Source organism: Halorhabdus sp. SVX81, assembly GCF_029207715.1.
Classification (GTDB): domain Archaea; phylum Halobacteriota; class Halobacteria; order Halobacteriales; family Haloarculaceae; genus Halorhabdus.
Genome location: NZ_CP104322.1, coordinates 1,175,312 through 1,198,991 on the forward strand (window position 1 = coordinate 1,175,312; position 23,680 = coordinate 1,198,991).

22 protein-coding genes and 2 tRNA genes are annotated in these 23,680 nt (G+C 63.3%); 18 read left to right on the plus strand and 6 right to left on the minus strand.

Annotation, left to right across the window (positions count from 1 at the left end):
* Position 1: 1 nt before the first annotated feature.
* Together SVXhr_RS05855 and SVXhr_RS05860 are read right to left on the minus strand one after the other, a co-directional pair.
* Complete coding sequence (locus SVXhr_RS05855; protein ID WP_275740322.1) at positions 2-454, minus strand: UPF0179 family protein; 453 nt, start codon at positions 452-454, stop codon at positions 2-4.
* A 26-nt stretch (positions 455-480) separates the two neighbouring features.
* Positions 481-867, minus strand: coding sequence for a DUF5820 family protein (locus SVXhr_RS05860; protein ID WP_275740324.1), 387 nt, complete (start codon positions 865-867; stop codon positions 481-483).
* Positions 868-1,320: 453 nt separating this feature from the next.
* Here SVXhr_RS05860 and SVXhr_RS05865 point away from each other — a divergent pair, with 453 nt between their 5' ends.
* The 10 genes from SVXhr_RS05865 to SVXhr_RS05910 all read left to right on the plus strand — a co-directional run bounded on the left by SVXhr_RS05865 (position 1,321) and on the right by SVXhr_RS05910 (position 13,348).
* Positions 1,321-3,393 carry a serine protein kinase PrkA gene (locus tag SVXhr_RS05865; protein ID WP_275740325.1) on the plus strand — a complete coding sequence of 691 codons (2,073 nt, stop codon included), beginning with the start codon at positions 1,321-1,323 and terminating at the stop codon, positions 3,391-3,393.
* Positions 3,390-5,714, plus strand: a complete 2,325-nt coding sequence (locus tag SVXhr_RS05870) for a kinase anchor protein (protein ID WP_275740327.1) — start codon at positions 3,390-3,392, stop codon at positions 5,712-5,714. The genes SVXhr_RS05865 and SVXhr_RS05870 overlap by 4 nt, the downstream gene beginning before the upstream one ends.
* Positions 5,705-7,015 (plus strand): YeaH/YhbH family protein, encoded by a 1,311-nt coding sequence (locus SVXhr_RS05875; RefSeq protein WP_275740329.1) that lies wholly within the window; start codon positions 5,705-5,707, stop codon positions 7,013-7,015. The genes SVXhr_RS05870 and SVXhr_RS05875 overlap by 10 nt, the downstream gene beginning before the upstream one ends.
* On the plus strand, positions 7,012-9,030 hold the full coding sequence (locus tag SVXhr_RS05880; RefSeq protein WP_275740331.1) for a SpoVR family protein: 2,019 nt from the start codon (positions 7,012-7,014) through the stop codon (positions 9,028-9,030). The genes SVXhr_RS05875 and SVXhr_RS05880 overlap by 4 nt, the downstream gene beginning before the upstream one ends.
* Positions 9,031-9,070: 40 nt before the next feature.
* The gene (locus SVXhr_RS05885; protein ID WP_012795472.1) at positions 9,071-9,457 is read left to right on the plus strand and encodes a secondary thiamine-phosphate synthase enzyme YjbQ; all 387 of its coding nucleotides are present in this window, start codon (positions 9,071-9,073) and stop codon (positions 9,455-9,457) included.
* Between the two features lie 68 nt (positions 9,458-9,525).
* Positions 9,526-10,365 carry an NOP5/NOP56 family protein gene (locus tag SVXhr_RS05890; RefSeq protein ID WP_275740335.1) on the plus strand — a complete coding sequence of 280 codons (840 nt, stop codon included), beginning with the start codon at positions 9,526-9,528 and terminating at the stop codon, positions 10,363-10,365.
* On the plus strand, positions 10,362-10,988 hold the full coding sequence (locus SVXhr_RS05895) for a fibrillarin-like rRNA/tRNA 2'-O-methyltransferase (RefSeq protein ID WP_275740337.1): 627 nt from the start codon (positions 10,362-10,364) through the stop codon (positions 10,986-10,988). The genes SVXhr_RS05890 and SVXhr_RS05895 overlap by 4 nt, the downstream gene beginning before the upstream one ends.
* An 80-nt stretch (positions 10,989-11,068) precedes the next feature.
* Positions 11,069-12,151: a glutamate--cysteine ligase gene (locus SVXhr_RS05900; protein WP_275740339.1), complete on the plus strand. Its 1,083-nt coding sequence runs from the start codon at positions 11,069-11,071 to the stop codon at positions 12,149-12,151.
* Between the two features lie 64 nt (positions 12,152-12,215).
* Positions 12,216-12,731 carry an ArsR family transcriptional regulator gene (locus SVXhr_RS05905; RefSeq protein ID WP_275740341.1) on the plus strand — a complete coding sequence of 172 codons (516 nt, stop codon included), beginning with the start codon at positions 12,216-12,218 and terminating at the stop codon, positions 12,729-12,731.
* Positions 12,732-12,859: 128 nt separating this feature from the next.
* Positions 12,860-13,348: a phosphopantetheine adenylyltransferase gene (locus SVXhr_RS05910; protein WP_275740343.1), complete on the plus strand. Its 489-nt coding sequence runs from the start codon at positions 12,860-12,862 to the stop codon at positions 13,346-13,348.
* Here SVXhr_RS05910 and SVXhr_RS05915 read toward each other — a convergent pair whose 3' ends face one another.
* A complete protein-coding gene (locus SVXhr_RS05915; protein ID WP_275740345.1) occupies positions 13,349-13,657 on the minus strand; it encodes a transcription initiation factor IIB family protein in 309 nt (102 codons plus the stop codon).
* 83 nt (positions 13,658-13,740) lie between these two features.
* Here SVXhr_RS05915 and SVXhr_RS05920 point away from each other — a divergent pair.
* Positions 13,741-13,824: transfer RNA gene (locus SVXhr_RS05920), tRNA-Leu, on the plus strand.
* 148 nt (positions 13,825-13,972) lie between these two features.
* On the opposite strand, the gene SVXhr_RS05925 is transcribed toward SVXhr_RS05920, so the two are convergent.
* Positions 13,973-15,385 (minus strand): PQQ-binding-like beta-propeller repeat protein, encoded by a 1,413-nt coding sequence (locus SVXhr_RS05925; RefSeq protein WP_275740347.1) that lies wholly within the window; start codon positions 15,383-15,385, stop codon positions 13,973-13,975.
* 161 nt (positions 15,386-15,546) lie between these two features.
* Here SVXhr_RS05925 and SVXhr_RS05930 point away from each other — a divergent pair, with 161 nt between their 5' ends.
* The 3 genes from SVXhr_RS05930 (at position 15,547) to SVXhr_RS05940 (ending at position 18,068) form a co-directional block, all read left to right on the plus strand.
* Positions 15,547-16,302 (plus strand): DUF2797 domain-containing protein, encoded by a 756-nt coding sequence (locus tag SVXhr_RS05930; protein WP_275740349.1) that lies wholly within the window; start codon positions 15,547-15,549, stop codon positions 16,300-16,302.
* Between the two features lie 81 nt (positions 16,303-16,383).
* Positions 16,384-16,782: a hypothetical protein gene (locus tag SVXhr_RS05935; RefSeq protein WP_275740351.1), complete on the plus strand. Its 399-nt coding sequence runs from the start codon at positions 16,384-16,386 to the stop codon at positions 16,780-16,782.
* 143 nt (positions 16,783-16,925) lie between these two features.
* Positions 16,926-18,068: an outer membrane lipoprotein carrier protein LolA gene (locus SVXhr_RS05940; RefSeq protein ID WP_275740353.1), complete on the plus strand. Its 1,143-nt coding sequence runs from the start codon at positions 16,926-16,928 to the stop codon at positions 18,066-18,068.
* A 334-nt stretch (positions 18,069-18,402) separates the two neighbouring features.
* Here the strand turns inward: SVXhr_RS05940 and SVXhr_RS05945 are convergent.
* Positions 18,403-18,476, minus strand: a tRNA-Lys gene (locus SVXhr_RS05945).
* 145 nt (positions 18,477-18,621) lie between these two features.
* On the opposite strand from SVXhr_RS05945, the gene SVXhr_RS05950 reads away from it, so the two are divergent.
* The gene (locus SVXhr_RS05950; protein WP_275740355.1) at positions 18,622-20,079 is read left to right on the plus strand and encodes a DHH family phosphoesterase; all 1,458 of its coding nucleotides are present in this window, start codon (positions 18,622-18,624) and stop codon (positions 20,077-20,079) included.
* A 15-nt stretch (positions 20,080-20,094) separates the two neighbouring features.
* Here the strand turns inward: SVXhr_RS05950 and SVXhr_RS05955 are convergent, their stop codons facing one another.
* Positions 20,095-20,406, minus strand: a complete 312-nt coding sequence (locus tag SVXhr_RS05955) for a PRC-barrel domain-containing protein (RefSeq protein ID WP_275740357.1) — start codon at positions 20,404-20,406, stop codon at positions 20,095-20,097.
* A 107-nt stretch (positions 20,407-20,513) separates the two neighbouring features.
* Between SVXhr_RS05955 and SVXhr_RS05960 the strand changes: the two genes are divergently transcribed.
* The 3 genes from SVXhr_RS05960 to menC all read left to right on the plus strand — a co-directional run bounded on the left by SVXhr_RS05960 (position 20,514) and on the right by menC (position 23,661).
* Positions 20,514-21,413, plus strand: a complete 900-nt coding sequence (locus SVXhr_RS05960) for a 1,4-dihydroxy-2-naphthoyl-CoA synthase (RefSeq protein WP_275740359.1) — start codon at positions 20,514-20,516, stop codon at positions 21,411-21,413.
* Positions 21,414-21,667: 254 nt separating this feature from the next.
* Positions 21,668-22,621, plus strand: coding sequence for a 1,4-dihydroxy-2-naphthoate polyprenyltransferase (locus tag SVXhr_RS05965; protein ID WP_275740361.1), 954 nt, complete (start codon positions 21,668-21,670; stop codon positions 22,619-22,621).
* Complete coding sequence (menC, locus tag SVXhr_RS05970; RefSeq protein WP_275740364.1) at positions 22,621-23,661, plus strand: o-succinylbenzoate synthase; 1,041 nt, start codon at positions 22,621-22,623, stop codon at positions 23,659-23,661. Before SVXhr_RS05965 ends, menC begins: the two co-directional genes overlap by 1 nt.
* Positions 23,662-23,680 lie beyond the last annotated feature (19 nt).

Here is a 23,680-nt window from a genome sequence, read left to right on the forward strand (position 1 = left end):
GTCACTCCGACTCGGGGGGTGCGAGTTCGACCTGTGTGAGATCGCGATCCAGCATGCAGTACTCGTGTGGTGGATCGCCGATCACGCTGTCGATCCGGTAGGTCGTCTCGAAGTCGGCCCCCGCCGGCTCACAGAGGCCGTGGCTCGGACACTCCTCGTGGGGACAGGGGCCGTCGAGTTCAACCTTACTGCCGGCGTAGGCACTTTGCTTCGGGACGTTCGCCTGGATCGGTGCCGGTTCAACCTCGACGGCGGTGACGCCGTCGTCGTGGACGGCACATTCGAGGGTGTTGGCCCCCTCGCGGATTGACGTGACCCGGTACCGTCGGCCGATGTCGAGATTGAGACACTGCTCACGGTAGGGACAGCCGTCGCAGGCGGGTGATTCTCCCTGATACACAAATTCCGTGTCGGGTTCGGCGAGACGGGTTCCGAGAAGCGTGATCTGAGCCATTACGGCGACTTACGCCGGCACGCCGATTAAGTCCCTCGGCCCGTAAGTTCGTCGAGACGATCGAGGTACGCCGATCGGGGCACCTGATACCACGAGCGATAGTCCAGATCGCCGGCGTCGAACGCCTTCGCGAGCTCGAGTGTACCGGAGAGCGCCCCCTCGCGATCGTCGTAGACTTCTCTGGCTCCCTCCACCTCGGGTTCGAGATAGAGCGTCACGTACCACGGATCGTCAGCGTCGGGATCCGGGCGACCGGGACGGCGGTCTCGTGATCCTTTTGTCACGTACAGCGTCGGCAGACACGGGGCAGGAAACGCCTCGGTGTCGAAAATGTCGGGTCGGTACACGACGACGAGTCTGGTCGGCTCCTCGCTCCAGACCTCCCACCCGGTCGGTAGCTCTGCAATGGTCACAGGTCCCGTTTGGCCCCTCGATGCAAGAACGTCTCGTTTGGAGTCGTCTCCCCGAGTGTACCGCGGCATGGTCCAAGACACTGTCCCCGGTCTCTGTCCCCGCCACCGATCCGCCGGTGATATCGTCGTCGGTTGTGGCCCCGCTCAGGTTTCCATCGAAGCCGATGCGACTTTCCGGCCCATCTCAGCGCAGTATCGATGTGCCCGGTCTGCTGGGGTTCTCGTGTGGGTCACGTCTCCCGTGCCAGGACAACGTTTAAGTACTTAAAAAACTTCTAGCATAAAACGTCGGTGGTTTCCTGCTATCGTCGCTCTGCCGGGATGCGTCTCTCTCGGGCCGGCCTTGGTATGCATTCGCATAACAATATATGCGCCCGCATCAATACCCGGCCCCGGACAGGTCGCTGGCGTGTCCCGGAAACAGGCGAGGTGGGATGAACCGATCGTGATAGCATGAATGGCACCAGAAACACCCTCGAAACGCTCAACGAACACTACCGGGATTCGATCCCGGCCGACCTGCGGGAAACCCGTTCGTTCCAGTGGTATCTGGACGAACTCCAGGCATCACCGAAGATCGCCCGCAACGCCCACCAGCGGGTCGCGGACATGTTCGACCATTACGGGACGACCTACGACGAGGACGAGGGCGTCGTCGAGTATGCACTCGCCGCGACAGACCCGCTCGACGACGGTGAGAACACCTTCTACGGCCGGGTGATCCACGAAGCGATCCACGAGTTCGTCAACAAGGTCAAGAGTGGCTCGCGGGGACTCGGCCCCGAGAAACGGATCAAACTCCTGTTGGGTCCCGTCGGGTCCGGCAAATCCGACTTCGACCGACAGGTTCGGCGGTACTTCGAGGATTACACCATGCGGGACGCCGGCCGGATGTACACCTTCCGGTGGACGAACCTCCGGGACGTCATCCCCGACCAGGACCCTGACGACGATACCGTGCGATCGCCGATGAATCAGGACCCACTGGTCCTGTTGCCCCAGGAACAGCGCGACCGGGTTCTCGAGGATCTCAACGAAGCCCTGGAGGCACCGTATACGATCCGTAACGAGCAGTCTCCCGATCCCGCCAGTGAGTTCTACATGGATCGACTGCTCGCCCACTACGACGATGACCTCCAGGCCGTCCTTGAGAACCACGTCGAAATCATCCGGCTGGTCGCCGACGAGAACATGCGCCAGGCGATCGAGACGTTCGAGCCCAAGGACAAGAAAAACCAGGACGAGACCGAACTCACTGGCGACGTCAACTACAGCAAGATCGCCGTCTACGGTGAAAGTGATCCGCGCGCGTTCGACTACTCCGGGGCGTTCTGTAACGCCAATCGCGGGATCTTCTCCGGCGAGGAACTCCTGAAACTCCAGCGGGAGTTCCTCTATGACTTCCTCCATGCGACCCAGGAGCAGACGATCAAGCCACGCAACAACCCCCGGATCGACATCGATCAGGTGATCGTCGGCCGGACGAACATGCCCGAGTACCGCGAGAAGAAGGGCGACGAGAAGATGGAGGCGTTCAACGATCGGACCAAGCGCATCGACTTCCCGTACGTCCTCTCCTACGCGGACGAGTCGATGATCTACCGGAAGATGCTGCACAATGCCGACTTGCCGGACATCCACGTCGAACCCCACACCCTGGAGATGGCCGGCCTGTTCGGCGTGCTCACCCGCATCGAGGAACCCGACGAGTCCGCCGTCTCGATCCTCCAGAAGGCAAAGGCCTACAACGGCGAGATCGAGGAGGCCGATGACGTCGACCTCAAGAAACTCCGCGAGGAAGCCGCCGAAACGGCCGACATCGGCGAGGGCATGGACGGCGTCTCGCCGCGGTTCATCGGCGACGAGATCGCCGAGGCGATCATGGACTCGATGCACCGCGATCGGGATTTCCTCTCGCCGTTGACGGCGTTCAACCACTTCGAGGCCAACCTCGAACACCACGGGTCGATCCCCGACGATCGCTTCGAGACCTACTACCGCTACCTCGAACTCACCCGCGAGGAGTACCGCGACCGGGCGATCGACGACGTGCGCCACGCGCTCGCCTACGATGTCGAGGAGATCCAGCGCCAGGGCGAGAAGTACATGGACCACGTCATGGCCTACATCGACGACGACACCGTCGAGGACGAACTCACCGGCCGGGAGGCCGAACCCGACGAGCAGTTCCTCCGTAGTGTCGAGGAGCATCTCGACATCCCCGAGGATCGCAAGGACGACTTCCGCCAGGAAGTGTCCAACTGGGTCTCCCGACGTGCTCGTGAGGGGGACACGTTCAGCCCGCAGGACAACGAACGGCTGCGCCGCGCCCTCGAACGAAAGCTCTGGGAAGACAAGAAACACAACATCAACTTCTCCGCGCTGGTCGCCAGTTCGGAGATGGACGACGACGACCGCAACGCCTGGATCGAGGCCCTGCTCGAACAGGGCTACTCCCGGGACGGCGCCGTCGAGGTCCTGGAGTTCGCGGGCGCGGAGGTCGCCAAGACCGAACTCGAAGAATGAGTCCCGAACGTAGCACTGACGGCGACCCGGGAAAGACGCGAACGGTCGCGGAGAGCTACGTCACCGCCGCTGACCGCCATCTCGCCGAGACCTACGAACCCCCGATGAGTCTCGAGGCCTACGTCGAGACGATCCTCGAACAGCCCCACCTGGCTGCCGGCGCGAGCACGTATCTCCTCGATGCGATCGAGGCCGCCGGGACCCGGACTGTCGTCGAGGAGGGCGAGGAGCGCGAGCGCTACTGCTTCTTCGACGATCCCTACAACGACGGCGAGCACGCCATCCTCGGGAACACGGACGTACTCAACGGATTAGTCGAGGACCTGCGGATGATCGCCGCCCGCCGCGGGAAGGCCGAGAAGATAATCTGGCTGGCCGGCCCGACCGCGACCGGCAAGTCCGAACTCAAACGGTGTCTGATCAACGGGCTACGGGCGTACTCCCGGACCGACGCGGGCAGACGCTACACTGTCGAATGGAACGCCTCGGGTGCCGACAGTTCGGGCGGCGGGCTGACCTACGGCGACGTGCCCGAGAGTGACGAGGAGGACTGGCTGGAGAGCCCGGTCCAGACCCATCCCCTCGCCACGTTCCCGCGGGAGATCCGCACCGACCTCCTCGCGGATCTCAACGACCGACTCGGCGACCATCCCGACGTGACCGTCGAAACCGACCTTGATCCGTTCTCGCGGGAGGCCTACGAGTACCTCGAAGAGCAGTACCGCCGGGACGGCATTGAGGGCCTGTTCTCGGCCGTGACCGACCCGCACCACCTCCGGGTGAAGAACTACGTCGTCGACGTCGGGCAGGGCATTGGCGTCCTCCACGCCGAGGACGAGGGCACACCGAAAGAACGCCTGGTCGGCTCCTGGATGGGCGGCATGCTCCGGGAGTTGAACTCCCGGGGCCGGAAAAACCCCCAGGCCTTTTCCTACGACGGCGTCCTCAGCCAGGGCAACGGCGGGCTGACGGTCGTCGAGGACGCCGCCCAGCACGCCGACCTCCTGCGGAAGTTGTTGAACGTGCCGGACGAACGCTCAGTCAAGCTCGATCGCGGGATCGAGATGGACATCGACACCCAGCTGTTGATCATCTCGAATCCCGACCTGGAGGCACAGCTCGACCAGCACGCCGAGCGCGGGGGCTCGGACCCGCTGAAGGCCTTGAAGCGCCGCCTGGACAAACACCGCTTCGCCTATCTCACGACGCTCTCCCTGGAGGCCGAACTCCTCCATCGGGAGTTGACCGGCGAGACGGCCGTCTGGCGGGCCGACTCCTACGCCGACCTCGCAGATCGCATCCGCGAACCCGTCCACGTCGAGGTCCGGGAAGCCGAGGGGACGACCGACGTCGAACTCGCACCCCACGCGATCGAGGCCGCGGCGCTGTATGACGTCGTCTCGCGGCTCTCGACGGCGGACCTGCCCGACGCGCTGGACCTGGTCGACAAGGCCCTGCTGTTCGATCAGGGCTACCTGGAGGAAGGTGACGAGCGCATCGACGCCGCGGAGTTTGCCTTCGAGGAGAACGCCGAGGACGGCGAGCGCGGCATCCCCGTCACCTACACCCGCGACGTGATCGCCGACCTGCTGTACGCCGACCGCGACCGTCACCACCCCGATCTGGACGTCGGATCGGTGATCATGCCCCGGGACGTGCTGGAAGCGATGGCCGAGGGCCTGTCGGTTGCGCCCGTCTTCGGCGAGAGCGAGGTCGAGACGTTCGAAGAGCGAGTAAATCAGGTCCGGACCCACGTCAGTTCTCGCCAGGAGGAGGACGTGCTGGCGGCGATGCTCAAGGAGAAGCGCGTCGAGCGCGAGACGGTCGCCGAGTACGTCGAAGCCGTCTACGCCTGGGCGACCGACGGCCGCGTCGAGAACGACCGCGGCGAGGAGGTGCCCCCGGATCCCCTGACGATGCGGGTCTTCGAGGTCGAACACCTCGGGCGCTTCGACGAGAGCCACTACGACGGCGACCAGCCGGGTGAAGCCGTCCGCGCATTCAGGAACGACAAGATCGTGACGGCGATCAACCGCCACGCCTGGGAGTCCCGCGACGAGGGCTTCGCCGTCGAGGCGTTCGACCCCGAGTCGATCCCGGTCATCGAGTCGATCCTCGGCAGTCACGACTGGGACGCCGTCCGGCGCACCTTCGAGGACTTCGATCCCCACCAGTGGGCCGACCCGCCGGCGGGAACCGAGACCGAGCGCGTCAAGGAGCGGACGATCGACGTGCTGGTCGGAGATTACGGCTACAGCCCCGCCTCGGCGGAGTTGACCAGCCGGTACGTCTTGGCGGAGGTGGCCCACCGATGGGACTGAGGGAGGACCTCGAGCGCTACCGCGAGGTGGGCGAGCAGCGCCGCCAGGACCTCGCTGAGTTCATCCAGTACGGCGACCTCGGGGAGAGTCGCGCCGACGCGGTGCGGATCCCCATCAAGATCGTCGACCTTCCGGAGTTCGTCTACGACCGCCGCGACCGGGGCGGCGTCGGCCAGGGCCAGGGCGAACAGCCCGATGTCGGCGATCCCGTCGGTCAGCCCGAACCCGGTGACGGCGACGAGGAGGGGGATCCAGGTGAGGAAGGTGGCGAGCACGACTACTACGAGATGGATCCCGAGGAGTTCGCCCAGGAACTCGATGAGGAACTCGGCCTCGACCTCGAACCGAAGGGCAAGACCGTCGTCGAGGAGACCGAGGGCGAGTTCACCGACGTCGCCCGGACGGGCCCCTCCTCGACACTGGACTTCGAGACGCTGTTCAAGCGCGGGATCACCCGCAAGCTGGCGATGGACTTCGACGGCGAGTACGTTCGCGAGGCGCTGAAAGTCGAGGGCTGGGGGCCCGAGGCGGTCTTCGAGTGGGCTCGGGAGTCGGGCATTCCCGTCTCGCTGGGCTGGATCGAGGGCGAATACGACGACCTGCCGGCGGGCGAACGCGGCAAATGGGACTCGATCGAGGCGATGGAGGCGGCCGTCGAGCGCGAAGGGGCGGTCGAGCGGGTCCGCCGGGAGGGGATCGACGACGTGCCCTTCCGCCGGCAGGACGAGCGCTACCGCTACCCCGAGACGATCGAACGCAAGGAGCGCAACGTCGTCGTGGTCAACATCCGGGACGTCTCGGGAAGCATGCGTGAACGCAAGCGCGAACTCGTCGAGCGGACGTTCACGCCGCTTGATTGGTATCTCCAGGGGAAGTACGACAATGCCGAGTTCGTCTACATTGCCCACGATGCCGAGGCCTGGGAAGTCGACCGTTCGGAGTTCTTCGGTATCCGCTCGGGTGGCGGCACCAAGATCTCAAGTGCCTACGAGCGAACCAGGGAGATCCTCGACGCCGAGTATCCCTTCAGTGAGTGGAACCGCTACGTGCTGGCCGCCGGCGACAGCGAGAACTCCAGCAACGATACCGAGGATCGCGTGATCCCGCTGATGGAGGAGATCGATGCCAACCGCCACGCGTACGTCGAAACCCAGCCGGGCGGGGAGGCGATCAACGCGACCCACGCCGAGGAGGTCAAGCGCCACTTCACCGCGAATGAGGACGTGGCCGTGGCGTTCGTCAACGAGCCGGGTGACGTCACCGACGCCATCTACGAGATTCTCAGCACGGAGGAATCATGAGCACCATCGACAACCGCACCGACGCAAAAGAGACTGCACGGCGACTCCGGGAGCCAGTCGAGGAGGCCCGAAAGCTGGCTCGCAGCCTCGGACTCGATCCCTACCCCGTCAACTACTGGATCGTCGATCACGACGAGATGAACCGCCTGATCGCCTACGGCGGCTTCCAGGAGCGCTATCCCCACTGGCGGTGGGGCATGGCCTACGACCGCCAGCGAAAGCAGGGGCAGTTCCTCGGCGGAAAGGCCTTCGAGATCGTCAACAACGACAACCCGGCCCACGCGTTCCTCCAGGAGTCCAACGCCCTGGCCGACCAGAAGGGCGTCATCACGCACGTCGAGGCCCACGCCGACTTCTTCGCCAACAACGAGTGGTTCGGGCTGTTCACCGACGGGACCGACCAGCGGGCCGCCGCCGACCGCCGCGGACCGGACGCCACGGCGATGCTCGCCCGTCACGCCGACCGCATCCGGGAGTTCATGGAGGGCCCCGAGATCGACCGGGAGGCCGTCGAGCGCTGGATCGACCACGTACTGTGTCTCGAGGACACGATCGACCAGCACGCCGCCTACGCGCCCGTCGAACCGACAGAGGAGGACGGAGAGATCGATGGCCCCGATCCCGAGGCGGCCATCGAGGAACTCGACCTCTCGGCGGAGGTCACGGGCCAGGTGTTCGACGAGGCGTTCTTCGACGAGCGGGCGGACGAGGACGCGGGCTTCCCGCCCGAACCCGTCGAGGATCTCATCGGTTTCCTGGCTGTCCACGGCAAACAGTACGACGAGGAGACCGACAGAGCCCTCGAGATGACCGACTGGCAGCGGGAGATCCTCGAACTACTGCGCCGGGAGGCCTATTATTTTGCCCCGCAGAAAATGACAAAAGTAATGAATGAAGGGTGGGCGGCCTACTGGGAGTCGATGATGATGGGCGAGGAGGCCTTCGCCGGCACTGACGAGTTCCTGACCTACGCCGATCACCAGGCTCGCGTGCTGGGATCCGGCGGGCTGAACCCCTACAAACTCGGCAAGGAACTCTGGGAGTACGTCGAGAACCGGACCAACCGCCGGGAAGTCCTCGAACGCCTGCTCCGGGTCGAGGGGATTACCTGGCGGAACCTCGAAAGCGAGGTCGACTTCGCGGCCGTCCGTGAGCGACTCGAACCGCCGGCCTGGGTGCAGAACGTCCCCGGGTGGCTGGAATCGATCGATCCCGACGATCCGCGTGTCGATGATGACGCGCTCTCCCGTGCTCGCGACGGTGACATCGATGTCGACCGCTACCCTTGGAAAGTCCTGACGTACGAAGGACTGGCCCAACGCCACTACTCGCTGGTGAAGCCCCAGCAACGGGGCTTTCTCGAACGGGCGAGCAAGTCGGACCTGGAGTCGATCGCCCGGTATCTCTTCGACGACCAGCGCTACGACACCGTCGAGGCGGCCTTCGGAGACGTCGATTACACCCGTGGCTGGGACCGCATGCGGGAGATCCGTGAAAGTCACAACGACGTGACGTTCATCGACGCGTTCCTGACCGGCGAGTTCGTCTCGGCCAATGACTACTTCGCGTACGAGCACAGTCAGAAGACGGGCGACTTCAGGGTTTCAAGCGTCGACCCCGAGGACGTCAAACGCAAGCTCATGCTCGAGTTCACCAACTTCGGGAAGCCGACGATCGTCGTCGAGGACGCAAACGAGGACAACAGCGGTGAACTCCTGCTCGCTCATCGGTACAACGGTGTCATGCTCGATATCGAGGAGGCAACCGACGTATTGAAGCGGGTTTTCGAGCTATGGGGTCGGCCAGTCAATCTGCTCACGATCGCGAAGGAATTCGACGATCGCGAGGTCGACCGGGCCCGACATGGCGATCGGGAGCCGGATCCCGTCGAGGTCGGCAAGCGACTCCGGTACGACGGCACGCAGGTGACGAAGGAAACTGTCGAGTGGGAGACTGTCGAACACCTTGCGGCCGACGACGTGGACTACGACACCAAGCCCGAGGAGTGGCTCTGATGGGGCAAGCGTTTTTGTCGGCAATCGCCCACAGTGAGGTATGGCGACAACGCTGTCTGTCAGTACTGACGAACGGCTCTCGGTCGTCGACGTGACCGACCAGGTCGCAACCGCGGTGCCGGCGAATGCGGACGGAACGGCAACCGTGTTTGTCCCCCATACGACGGCGGCAGTGACGATCAACGAAGGCGAACCCCGGCTCATCGGTGACCTCGAAACGGCACTCGACGGACTGGTCGAGGACGATGGCTGGGCACACGATCAGATCGACAACAACGCGGACTCTCACATCCGCGCGTCGCTGATCGGGCCGAGTGTGACGGTCCCCGTCAGCGACGGCACCCTGGAACTCGGGACCTGGCAGTCGATCCTCTTCGTCGAGTGTGACGGACCGCGAACCCGGTCGCTCACTGTCACGACCAGTTGATCGAGGGGGTGGGCCCGGAGTGTTTCGGCAGTCGCGTGCTTTTTCGCCGTGGGGGCCAACGGACGACCATGAACACTGAAGGCGCCTGGTTTCACGATGTTTCTGCCGGGGACGATTCGACCGCCCAGGCCCGAATCAGGGACGGTGAGACCGACGACCTCGCCGACTGGCCGGGACTCGCCGTCGAGACGGGCTATGCCGACGACGTCGACGCGTATTACGATGAATTACATTCGATCACGACAGCGGCGGCCGAGACAGCAGTCCGGGAGCGCGAGCGGGCCGACGATCAGCAACTCAAACACGCGGTTCGGGCGATGGACGACTGTGAACGAACCGCCAACGAACTCGCCGAGCGTGTCGCCGAGTGGGCCGGAACCAGACTCGCGGATGCCGGTTCCGGGGTCGGGTACGCTCGTGAGTTAGTAACCGGCGAGACCAGCGACCGGGCAGAAGCTGACCTCGTCTCGCTGGCCCAGCGCGTCGTTGCCCTCGACGACGAGGCTGCCGAACTCCGTCGAACGATCGAAACGACAGCGCCGGATGTCGCGCCCAACCTCTCGGCGCTCGCGGGACCGGTGCTCGCTGCCAGGCTCATCTCGCTCGCCGGCGGCCTCGAACCGCTGGCAAAAAAGCCGAGCGGGACTGTCCAGGTGCTCGGCGCGGAGGACGCGCTGTTCGCCCATCTGCAGGGCTCGGCCCCCTCGCCGAAACACGGCATCATCTACACCCACGAGTACGTCAGCGGAACGGACCCAGCCCAGCGTGGGTCGGCCGCCCGTGCACTGGCTGGCAAACTCACTATCGCCGCACGGATCGATCACTACAGCGGCGACCGACGACCCGAGCTCGACGCTGAACTCGACGACCGGATCGAGACGATCCGCTCGCGGGGTGAAACGGAATGAGTCTGCCCGACGGCGTCACGCGTCGGTCCTTCGACGGAACGCAATCGCTGGCAACAACGGGTGAACCGGTCTACGGCGAGTCGACCAGCGAGGGGTGGCGCCAGTGGGTGCCGGATCGATCGAAACTCGGGGCGATGTTCGAGCTCGGTGTCGACACTGGGCTGGCGGGCGGCGAGACTGTGCTCTATCTCGGTGCGGCGAGCGGGACGACTGTCAGCCACGTCGCTGACTTCGCCGGGCCGACCTATGCGGTCGAGTTTGCCCCCCGCCCGATGCGGGATCTGCTTGAGGTGGCTGCCGACCGCGATCGACTCTTTCCCCTCCTGAAGGATGCACGTGCTCCCGAGACGTACGCTCACGTCGTCGAGCCGGTCGATGCGATCATCCAGGACGTGGCGACGCGGGGGCAGGCGGACGTGGCCTTGGCCAACCGGCGATTTCTCACCGACGACGGGCGGCTCATCATGGCAATCAAGGCCCGAAGCGAGGACGTCACCCGGGAGCCGGATGCCGTCTTCGCGGACGTGATCGACCGGCTGGAGACCGGCTACGAGATCCTCGACCGCCAGTCTCTGGAGCCCTATCACGACGATCACCTGGCCGTGATCGCTCGTCCCCGCTGAGTTGCTGCCGTACCGATTCGATACGCCGTTCCGTCGGGGAACAGAACCCTTTAGCCGGCCCGAATCTAACGCTCGTAGCGATGGAGACGGCTTCGGAGAGTCCGTTTACGGAGCTGGGAACGCTGGGTATCGAAGAGGAGTTCTTCGTCGTTGATGAGTCCGGCCGGCCGGTCTCTGGAACTGACACACTCGTCTACGACACCGAACCGCCGGCGATCCTCGAGGACCGCCTCGACCACGAGCTGTTCAAGTTCGTGATCGAGTCACAGACGCCGATCATCGAGGAGCCGGGGGACGCTGCAGCCATGCTCGCCGCTGTCCGCGGGGCGCTCGTCGAGCACGCACGCGAGCACGGATTCGGTATCGCCGCGGCTGGATTACACCCCGGTGCCAGATGGCGGGAGCTCGAACACGCCGAAAAGCCCCGATATCAGTCACAACTCGATCGAATCCAGTACCCACAACACCGGAATACCACCGCAGGCCTTCACGTTCACGTCGGCGTCGATGACGCCGAGAAGGCGGTGTGGATCGCCAACCAACTCCGGTGGCATCTGCCGATCATCCTCGCGCTATCCGCTAATTCGCCGTACTGGAACGGGTTCGATACTGGGCTGGCTTCGGCGCGGGCAAAACTTTTCGAGGGGCTGCCCAACACCGGCATGCCGACGGCGTTTGATTCGTTCGCGGCCTTCCAGCGGTTCGAACGACGGATGATCGAGACAAACTCGATCAGCGATCGGGGGGAACTCTGGTTCGACGTGCGCCCACACACGGAGTATGGGACTGTGGAGGTGCGCACGGCCGATGCCCAGGCCGACATCGACCGCGTGCTGGCGCTCGTTGAGTACGTCCACGAACTCGTCCTCGATTTCGCCGCGCGATACGAGGACGGCGAGCGCGGCCAACCGATTCGCCGAGAACTGCTGGACGAAAACAAGTGGCGCGCGATCCGGCACGGCCGGGACGCCTCGTTCATTACTCGCGATGGTGCGGACACGATCGATCTCACAACGGCCATCGAACGTGATGTTTCACGCCTCACTCTGGACCGCGTCGCGCCGTTCTTGGCCGGCGAGAGCGGTGCAACCCGTCAGCGTCGTCGACATGAAGAGGGTGTCGACGCGCTGTACTCGTCGTTGCTGGTCGAAGATCCCCGGTGAGCCGAGCTATCTGAGGCGAGGACTTTTCACTTTCTGGACCTCCCGTCCTTATAGAGGCAACAGTATGGAGGACGACACCACCGACGAGGAGCACACTGATAGCGACGTTCGGTCGCGACTGGAGGAGGGGGCAGACCGGGCCGTCGAAGAGTTCGACGAGCGGCTGATCGACGTGCTGTCGTGGGTTCTGGATACGGAGACGCGCGCCAGACTCTACGTTCATCTGCGGGCCACCCCGGAGCAGACGAGCGAAGAGATCGCGAGCGGGACCGGATTGTACCCGAGTACCGTCCGGGAAACACTGGCCAACCTCCACGCCGAGGACATCGTCACTCGTGAGAAACGCGAACACGAGGGGACCGGAAACAACCCCTACGAGTACAGCGCGATCGCGCCGAGCGAACTCGTCACCGACGTGATCGGGGAGATCCAGGACGAGTTAAACACCGTCGTCAACCTGGACGCCTACCTGAGTGACGAGAACGAAGAGACGAACGAACCCGTCACGATAACGGTCACGGATGCATCTGAAGCAGACGATACTGGCGAAGCTGAGCCGAGTGAGGATGTCGACGACTAGATAGTGTCGACCGGTCACGTCGTGACACTTATGTATTGTCCGTAGTTCGGTGGATTTCCTGACCAGATAGAAACAGGTCCGCACCGAGCATCGTAGAAGCTAAATCGCCAGGCGCAGTTGCCAACGGTATGAAGGTCGCGCTGGGGGGTACGTTTGATCCGATCCACGACGGCCATCGGGCACTGTTCGACCGTGCCTTCGAACTCGGGGACGTGACAGTTGGGCTGACCAGCGACGAACTCGCTCCGACGACTCGACAGGAGGGCCGGCCCGTTCGCTCGTACGACGATCGACTCGCCGACCTCGACGCGGAACTCTTGGACTTTGCTACCGAGTACGATCGCGATTACACGATCAGAAAACTCCGGGAGCCGACCGGAATCGCAACCGAGGAGCAATTCGACGTACTCGTGGTTTCACCCGAGACCGAGACCGGGGGCAAGCGGATCAACGAGATTCGGGAGAAACACGGGCGTGATCCGCTTTCGATCGAGGTCGTCGATCACGTCACGGCCGAAGATGACAAACCGATTTCGAGTACGCGCATCGTCCGCGGCGAAATCGACGAGCATGGCAATCTCACACCGGACCGCGACGGACGCCAGCCGGCGGAGTGATCACCAGTCGGGCGCGTCGAATCCGGTTTCTTCGAGCAGTTCCTTCCAGCGTTGCTGGATGGTGAGTCGGGAGACATCGGCAGCTTCGGCGACGGCCGACTGCGAGCGCCGGTCGCCGGCAACCAGCGCGCCAACGTAGACGCTCGCCGCGAGAACTGCCCGTTTGGATCGCTTTTCTTCCGGCAGATTCGAGAGGAAAACGTCCGTGGCGCGTGACTGGGCGGTGTCACTGAGACCGAGGCGATCGGCAACGGATTCGATGGCCTCGATCCACTCTTCGTTGGCCAGTTGGTCGCGAGCGCGATACACAAGGTCGCTTTGGCGTGATGGAATATAAATCACCGCCCGGCGAAAGGTAAGTTTCATTTGATTCGGGTCGAAGGTGAAATTGCGCGCGGGTAGCCAAGCCAGGAAACGGCGTAGCGCTTAGGACGCTATCCCGTAGGGGTCCGCCGGTTCAAATCCGGTCCCGCGCACTTCTCCGCGAACAGTTCGTGAGCCGTAAATGCCAATTGAGGATTTGAACGTCGTCACGAGCAAAGCGAAGTGACGGAAGTTCACAATCCGGTCCCGCGCATTGCTGGCGGGTTCTATGACACGCTGGCCAACGAGTGCAACCCAGTGTCAGTCTTCGACGAGGCAGTAGGCGTGGCCGGGTTCGACGAGTTCGAATTCCTCATCGTCGTCGTAGTAGCCGTCGATGACAGCCCGTTCGGCGTAATAGATCCGTCCGTCGAGCGGGACGGGCGCGCTCGTGACGTCGCCGCGATTCTCGATACGCCATCGTCGCTTGCCCGTCTCCTTTTCGAGGGCGTAGACGTACGAACCGGAGGACCCGACCAGCACCGTTTCGTCAGTGACAGTCAGCGAACCGATGACGCGACCGCCGACGTTCGTCGACCACAGTTTCTCGCCACTTTCGGCGTCGAGCGCGTAGACGTTGTGATCCGAACTCCCGACGTAGACAACGCCCGCGTTCGGATCGGCACCTGGATTCGACATCACGATGTCTCCGGTCTCGAACGACCACAGCTCCTCGCCGTCCGTGACGTCCAGACAGTAGACGTGGTCGTCCCAGGAGCCGACGAAGACGCGGCCGTCGAACGTCGGGGCCGTGCCCTTGACCTGTGCGCCGTGGTTGAACTCACCGTCAGCCTTGGTTTTGCCGTCTGGCCCTCCCTCCGGACCCGTCTGAAACTTCCATTCGAACTCCAGACACGGAAATTTCCAGCAGTAAACGACGCCGTCGTTCGACCCGGAGATGAGCCGCTCCTCCTGGAGGTCGATCGTCGCCGAGGGATGTGGTTGACCCCACATGCGATCGTCGACGTGGATCGGCTCGCCGGTCTCGGCGTCGATGGCCCACAGCGCCCCGGAGGACGGGTCCCAGTACTCGGCGACGACGTAGAGAATGCCCTCGTAGTATGCTGGACTGGAGCCGATAGCCAGCGCGCCGGCGAGATCCTCCGACGTAGTGTGCCACTCAGGTTCGCCCGATTCAACGTCGAGCGCGTAGAGGTCGCCGTTGTAGCCGCCGATGTACGCGGTGCCATCCACGATGGCCGCCGAGCCGTGGAATCCCTTCTCCGTGGCGTTCGTCTGGGTCGACCAGTCCATCTTGCCCGAGGGTGCGTAGGATTCGACGCGACCGGTATCCCCGGCGAAGAGGATCTGCTCGCCGTCCGGTGTCGGGACCGGACTGGATTTGGCGGCGGTGTGACCGACGTAGTTGATCGGGAACGTCCAGTTGACCGAGACTGAATCGGGGACGGTCTCCTCGGGATAGTAACCGAGTCGCCGGAGCCCCCCTCGCCACATGCGCACATCGCCGTTCGGATGACTCCGGTACTCGGCGTTCGTCTCTTCGACATCGATCGGACATGACTGGAGTTCCCCAGCCCCCTTGTTTCCGCCGAGTGGCAGCGTACACCCGGCCAGCCCTGCTGTCACAGCAGCGCCGCCGGCACGGAGCAGCTTCCGTCTCGATGGCGTCGCTGTGGCGGGCTCCTTGTTTGGTTGCCGATCCGCTCGGTTCATTACTGTCCTATCTCGACGGGGACGATGCAAAAAAGATCACGGAATCGGGTCTGGGTGGTTGCATGCTGGGTACGGACCGACAGCCGGACGGGTTTTCAGTCAGAGGTCGTCACTGCATCCGGATAGCAACAGCCAAAGGTCGATGCCGACTACGAACGGCCGTGCAGATTGTGGGCTATCGACCGCGTGTCGAGGAATCAGCCGCGCTCCTGGTGAGTCGCGACGCCGATGTCCAACGCATCTGGCTCGAACCCGGTGGCGAACTCGCGTACACCCTGGCGAACCGCCACTGTGCAGGGACGGTCGACGACGGGACGCACATCGCTTGTGATAATGCAACGGCCCCGTACTGTTCGAGCCATACCGACCGCTGGCCGTGTGCTCGGTGTCAGGGGGAGTGCACGCTACCAGTAGCATCCTGTCGTGAGGAACATGCCATCTATCTCGCGGCGTTCGCGCCGGACGCGTTCAAGGTCGGCGTCACCCGCTCGTGGCGACTCGAAACCCGTCTCCGCGAGCAGGGGGCCGATCGTGCGGCACACATACGAACCGTCGAAAACGGTCGAACCGCCCGCCGGATCGAACGCGATATTGCGACCGCTGTCGGCGACAGCGTCCGGGTCGACCGCAAGCGGCGGGGACTTCATCGGACCGTCGATAGTGACGCCTGGGAGCGACTACTCGCGGACTTCGAAGTCATCGAGCGCTTTGCCTTCGAGCACGGGCTGGAGCTCACGGAGCGACCGGTCGCGGAGACGTTGGCAACGGGGACGGTTCGCGGGACCAAAGGGCGGGTGCTGGTCATCGAATACGGCGGGAGTACCTATGGAGTGGATATGCGGGACCTAGTCGGATTCGAACTGCACGACGGCAAGACCGATCGAAATCTGCAGGCAAGCCTCGGCTCGTTCTCGTGATGGACAACGCGAACGGCCGCTCGCCTTTTCAGTCGACATCGGACGGCAACGCTTTTCCGACGCCATCGCAAATTTCGCCCCATGACGGACGACGCCGAGGAGCCGACTGAATCGGATGGAGAATCAGGCGACGACGAACAGTCGTTCCGTGAGCGTGTCGAGGAGATCCGCCAGGAACGCGCTGAGGAAGGGAGCGAGGACATGGACATGGAGGATCGACGCGAGCGCATGGAGGAGGCCATGGGTGGCGGCGGTCCCGGCGGTATGGGTGGCGGCAACCCGTTTGCCCAGATGATGAGCGGCATGATGGGTGGCGGACCGGGCGGTCCCGGCGGACGTGGCCCCGGGCAGATGGGTCCTGAAGACGAGAGCGAGACCGGCGGGAACGAGGAACTCACCCGGGAAGTTCGCAAGCTCCGGGACGAAGTCCACGACGTGCGACGGGAACTCGGACGGATAGCCGACGCCCTCGAAGAGTAGCCGGTTGTCCTGCCGTTTCGTCGAGAATGTCACATTCCACGCGGTATACGTTATTTTCCGCTGATCGAAACGACTATTGGCTCGCTCGTTGCATATAAACCACGTAGATGGAGTCTTCCCGTCCGCGGTCGTGGATTCCGATAGTGGGGTTCGCCATCTTGCTGATCGGTAGTAGCGTCGCGGTCGGGGTCTGGGTCAGTGCTGACTCTCAAGCCCCGAACTTTGCGGGGTCCGTCAGCGAGCGATACGATTCCCTCGATGGATTTTCAGCCGAAAAGCGGACTGTGATCCATCGTGAAAACCGGACGTTCCGCTCGCTGGATCAAGTCTCTCGACGGCCGGGGACGGGGCAGTTTCGCATCGAGGACATCACGGATAATCTGACGGCTCGGGAAATACAGGTCTCCGATGGGAACACGCTATGGATCTATACGCACGGCGAGAGCGAAGCGAAACGGATCGACGGCGTGAACACCTCTCGATCGCTCCCGTCGCGTCTCGATCGATTGTTTTCGGTTGTCGAACGCGGGGCTTCGGCGGACGGGACCACCCACGACATTGAACCACTGCCTTTCGTGCCGGAAGGAAGCGACCGGACGGATGGAACCGCCGGATCGATGGCAGTGAGTTACGAGGGGGTCGAAACCGTCGACGGTAGGCCGACGTACGTGTTGTCTCTACACTCCAACGCCACCACGGCGGGCGTCGTCGAGGACTTCGAGCAACGATTGTGGATCGACAAGGAGTGGTACGTTCCGCTCAAGCGGACGACCGAGTACGTCCGGGACGGCGACGCCGTTTCGATAACCGTCTCGTACCGAAACGTGACGTTCAATCCAGGCTTGCCCGCGGACACGTTCCAGTTTGACCCGCCATCGAACGTGACTGTCGTCGACGCCGATAGCACACGACAGGAGCAGTTCGTCGATATCGCCGGTCTCCGTGCTGTCGCGTCGTTTTCAGTTCCAGATCCGGACGTTCCCGAAACGTTCCGGCTGGTCGAAGCGACACAGACTGTGACCGACCGCGTCCGAAGTATCGGCCTCAAGTATGCGAACGAAACGGCTGTCCTGTCGGTCTCGAAGAGTAACCTCACCGGATACGTCCCGAATACGGACGGACAGGCGGTACCGGTCGGCGACTACGATGCAACGCTTCGCAACCTTGGCACCGAGTTGCGCGTCTCCTGGACGACGCCAAACGCCCGGTACTCGGTTGCCGGGAGCGGCGTTTCGAAGTCGGTACTCGTTGAGTTCGCCCGTTCCGTCGCAAGAGCGGACTCCTGACTGCCTTCTCGGCCGGCCGTGAGTCCCTGCAATCCCCACGTAAGCCAGTCGCTCTCCAATTCGCCACGAGCGGGCCGGCGAGGCTTGAATCACGTCCAGACGTGCTCGCTTCATTGTGCGCGACTGGTCTCCGTCAAACCCTTTCGCCGACGCACAGCAGACGCTCGCGAGTTTGCGAGCGCCAGAGAGAGCGGGCCGGAAGGGATTTGAACCACGCCGAGACATTCCGGGTCGCTCGCTCCGCTCGCTTCCCGGGCTGTGACTCGTCTACTTCAAATCCTTCCTCTTGGTGAATACACGAGCCGCTCGAAATTTGAGCGGCGCGAGAATGTCACGGGCCGGAAGGGATTTGAACCCCTGACCGTCTGATTAAGAGTCAGACGCTCTGCCGGACTGAGCTACCGGCCCCAAGCACTCATGAGTTTCGTCGGGCGATTCAAATACGTTTCCTTTCGGGCTGGGCAGTCGCACTCGGGCGGCGGCTTCGGGGAGTTTTTCGAATCGAGAACAACCTCGATGATATAAGAGTCTGGGATCCCTCGGTTTCGTCACTATGAGTAGCGGAATCACGATGGCGACAATGTCTTCGTATGCTATCTTGGGGTGTGGAAGTGTCGGCCACGCCGTCGCGGAAGAACTCGAAATGGAAGGCAAAGACGTCCTCATTTTGGACCGCGACGAGAGCCGCGTCGAAGCCCTCCGAGATCAGGATCTCAATGCCAAGACCGCGGACATCCGTGACGAGTCGATCGTCGACGAACTCGCCGACCGCGACGTCGTGTTGATTCTCTCTTCGGACGTCGAGGCCAACGAGGTCGCCGTCGAGAACCTCCGGACACACAACGACGAGCAGTTCATCGTCGCCCGTGCATCCGATCCGGTATCTGCGGATGATCTTTCGGAACTCGGCGCGAACGTCGTCATCAATCCGTCTGCAGTGATCGCCGATTCGGCACTCCGCGCACTCGAAACCGGCGAACTCGAACATAAAGCCCGCCAGCTCGCTGCCGTCATTGACTCGACCGACGAACGGATGGCGATCTTGATCCATCGCGGCCCCGATCCGGACTCGATCGCCAGTGCGGTCGCACTGCAGGCCATCGCCGAACACCGTGACGTCGAGGCGGATGTCATCTACGAGGGTGAGATCGGACATCACGAAAATCGCGCGTTCGTCAATCTTCTCGGTCTCGAACTCGTATCGAGCGCGTCGGTCGACCTCGCTGATTACGATACGTCCGCCCTTGTCGATTATGCGAAAAGCGGCGAACTCTCCTCGAACGTTTCCGGGCCGATCGACATCGTCATCGATCACTACGAGGTCGAAACCGAGATGGACGCTGAATTCACGGACGTCCGGCCCAACGTCTCGGCCACCTCGACCATCCTCACGAAATACGTCCAGGAGTTCGATCTCAGCCTCGATCAGGAAGTCGCTACCGCGCTTCTGTATGGCATTCGCGCCGAGACGCTGGACTTCAAGCGCGACACGACGCCGGCTGATCTGACTGCCGCTGCCTATCTGTATCCGTTCGCGGATCACGACACCCTCGAACAGGTCGAATCGCCGAGTATGAGTCCGGAGACGCTGGACGTCCTCGCCGAGGCGATCCGGAACCGACAGGTCCGCGGCAGTCACCTGGTCTCGAACGCGGGGTTCATCCGTGACCGCGACGCCCTCACCCAAGCCGCTCAACAACTCCTCAATCTCGAAGGGATCACGACGACTGCGGTGTTCGCTATCGCCGACGACACGATCTACCTGGCCGCCCGCTCGAAGGATATCCGGATGAACATCGGGAACGTCTTAGAGGAGGCCTTCAGCGACATCGGCGAAACCGCCGGGCACTCCACAGATGCCAGCGTCGAAATCCCACTCGGTATCTTTACCGGGATCGAAACGAGCGACGACAATCGGGACACTTTGCTCGAACTCACTGAAGAAGCCGTTCGGTCGAAGCTCTTCGAGGCGATGGGCGTCGAAGGAAGCGACAGTTCAAACGGAAGTTGAGCCGAAAATACGCAGTCACGCGACGATGTCTTCACTGGAGCCGTCAGCTTCAGTCCCGTGAACGTGCTCGACGATGTCGTTGACGATGACGACGTCACCCACAGCCTGTACCCAGCGATACGGGACGATCGCCCCGCGGGCACTTGCCGTCTCGGCGTTGAACAGTTCCGTATTTAGCTGGTGGAGGGCAAGCCCAGTGACGGCTTCGGCGTCGAGATCAAGGCGTAGATCCTCGATTTCGCCCACGTAGACGCCGTTGCTCGAATACACCTCTCGCCCCACCAGTGATGTGATCTCCTGTGGTGTTGCCTCTGGGTCGATCGACATATACGGATCGTAGGGAGGGGGTCCCTTAACTTTTGGCAGAGCGTCAGACACCCGGCGTCTCCATGACGTCGGGGAACGCTTTTGCGCCGGCCGCCCGGATTCCCGGTATGGTTTCGGAGTTGTTCGACCCGGATCGATGGGACCCGATCGAATCGTTTGACTTTTCGGACATCACGTATCACCGGGCACGCGACGTCGGCGCCGTTCGAATCGCCTTCGACCGCCCCGACGTGCGAAACGCCTTCCGGCCCGAGACGGTTGACCAACTCTCCACTGCGCTCGACCACGCCAAGCGCCAGGCCGATGTCGGCACCGTCCTGCTGACCGGCAACGGCCCCTCCTCGCAGGACGGCGGCTGGGCGTTTTCCGCGGGCGGCGACCAATCGATTCGCGGCGACGCCGGCTACGAGTACGCTGAGGACGGTGACCCGGACGAACGTGACGGCCAGGAGGCCCCTCGCCTGCACATCCTGGAGGTCCAACGCCAGATCAGACACATGCCAAAACCCGTCGTCGCGGTCGTGCCCGGCTGGGCAGTCGGCGGCGGGCACTCGCTGCACGTGATCTGTGACATGACGCTCGCCAGCGAGGAACACGCGAAGTTCCTCCAGACCGATCCCGATGTGGGGAGTTTCGACGGCGGGTTCGGATCTGCCTATCTTGCCCGCCAGGTCGGCCAGAAGAAGGCCCGCGAGATCTTCTTCCTCGGAAAGACCTACGATGCCGAGGCAGCCGCCGATATGGGCATGGTCAACGAGGTCGTCCCCCACGAGGAACTGGAGGAGACGGCCCTGGAGTGGGCCGAGCGTATCGAAGGCAAGTCCCCAACCGCGATGCGGATGCTCAAGTACGCCTTTAACCTCCCCGAGGACGGCATGGTCGGCCAGCAGGTGTTCTCGGGGGAAGCCACACGCCTTGCGTACATGACCGACGAGGCGCAGGAAGGCCGGGACGCCTTCAACGAGGGGCGGGAACCGGACTTCGACGAGTACCCCTGGCACTACTAAACGACCTTTTTACGTCGGTGGGTTCGCAAGCGAACCCCCCTCGCAAAAAGCTCGATCAAAAACTCCTGCTGGCTCGTTGCTCACGGTTTCACCGTTCGCGTTTCCGAGACGCTCCCGCTGGTCGCGTCTCGTCCACTCGCCAGCAGTGAAACGGCTCGCCGGGGCGAGCCGTATGCTCAAAGCTGTCTGTCTCGGTGTTATTTCGATGACGCGCTCCGGTACCTTAACACGGACGCGGCCCCGAAACCGACCTAATGAGTAGGCCAGCGGCAGACGTCTCCAAGCGGAAAGCGTGGGTGATGGCCGCCAGACCGCACACGCTCCCGGCCGGGACCGCGCCGGTCATCGTTGGCGTCGGCGTCGCCGTCCACGACGGCGTCTTCGCCCTCTTCCCGACACTCGCGGCGCTGGTCGGCGCACTCCTGATCCAGATTGGCACCAACTTCGCCAACGACTACTTCGACGCCATAAAAGGGGCCGACACGGACGAACGCGAGGGCTTCACCCGCGTTACTTCGAGTGGCCTGATCGAACCCGACGAGGTCAAGCGCGCAATAATCGTCACGTACGGGCTGGCGATCGGCGTCGGGCTGTATCTCGTAGCGATCGGCGGCGTGCCGATCCTCTTCGTGGGGCTCTCCGGGATCGCCGCCGGCATCCTCTACACTGGCGGTCCGTATCCGTACGGCTACTACGGGCTGGGCGATCTGTTCGTGTTCGTCTACTTCGGCGTCTTTGCCGTGGTCGGGACATACTACGTCCAGGCAGCGTCGACGATGGCCGACCTGTTCCCGCTGTGGGTGCCGAGCGGGACGGTCAGCCTTGCGGTCGTCGTCGCGAGCCTGCCGGCCGCGACGCTCTCGACTGCCATTTTGAACGTGAACAACATCCGCGACATCGAGACGGATCGCAAGGCCGGCAAGCGGACGCTCGCTGTCATCCTGGGCGAGCGACTGAGTCGCCTCGAATACGTTTTCATGATCGGGACGGCGTACGTTGTCCCGGTCGTCTTCGCATTCGATTCCGACTTCGGATTGCCGGCGTTGCTCCCGCTATTGACGTTTCCACTTGCCGTCTCAGTCACACAGACCGTCCTGACTGAATCGGGGGGCGACATCCTCGATCCAGCACTCGAACGGACCGGCCAGGTGATGGTTGCCCACGCCGTGCTGTTCGCGGTCGGACTCGCCCTGCCGCAGGTGATCTGATGGAGGTCGACCCCGTTTCGTTGCCCCTCGCCTCGCCGCTCTCGACGGCTACTGGCACGATCGAACGCCGGGAGGGCTTTCTCGTCAGGCTCGAAGACTCACCGGGGATTGGCGAGGCGATGCCACTCCCTGGATGGACAGAGTCACTTGAGGACTGTCGGGACGCACTTCGGCGGGCGACGTCGGTGGCCAGGGAACGTGGAGTTGACGCGGCACTCGACGGCCTTGATCCGATAGAGACGCCGGCAGCGCGCCATGGACTCGATCTCGCGATCGCCGACCGCCATGCTCGCGAGGCTGGGCAGCCGCTGGCGGCGTCTCTGGATCCGTCCTCAAGTCAGTCCGTCCCTGTCAACGCAACCGTCGGGGACGGGTCCCCCGAAGAAACGGCCGAACGGGCATCAGCGGCCATCGATGCGGGATTCGAGACGGTCAAGCTCAAGGTCGGTGCTCGCTCGATCGGCGAGGACGTTTCCCGCGTCCGGGCGGTCCGTGATGCGATCGGCCCGAAACCGGAAGTTCGCGTCGACGCGAACGCTGCCTGGACGGTCGCTGACGCGCGCCGGGCGATCGACGGTCTGGCACCCCTCGACGTCTCGTACATCGAACAGCCGCTGGCCGCCGATGATCTCGACGGTCACGCTGCGTTGCGGGATCGCGGCGTCGAGATCGCACTCGACGAGTCGCTTCGCAAGCGAACCCTGGACGAAATTCTCGCGGTGGAGGCGGCGGATATCCTCGTCCTGAAACCGATGGCAGTGGGCGGGATTCGACGGACGCGGTCTCTGGCGGTCGAGGCGAGACAGCAGGGCATCGATCCGGTATTTTCGACGACGATCGATGGGGTCTTCGCCCGGACCGCTTGCGTCCACCTGGCGGCGAGTCTGGGGATCGAGCAGGCTTGCGGTCTCGCGACGGCCGACCGACTCGCGGACGATTTCGCGCCCGATCCTGCACCGGTTCTCGACGGCCGGATGCCCGTGCCCGATAGTCCCGGCATCGGGTTCGACCTCGATCGTCTTCAGACACCGGACGAATGACCTTCGAAGAATCTGAGAA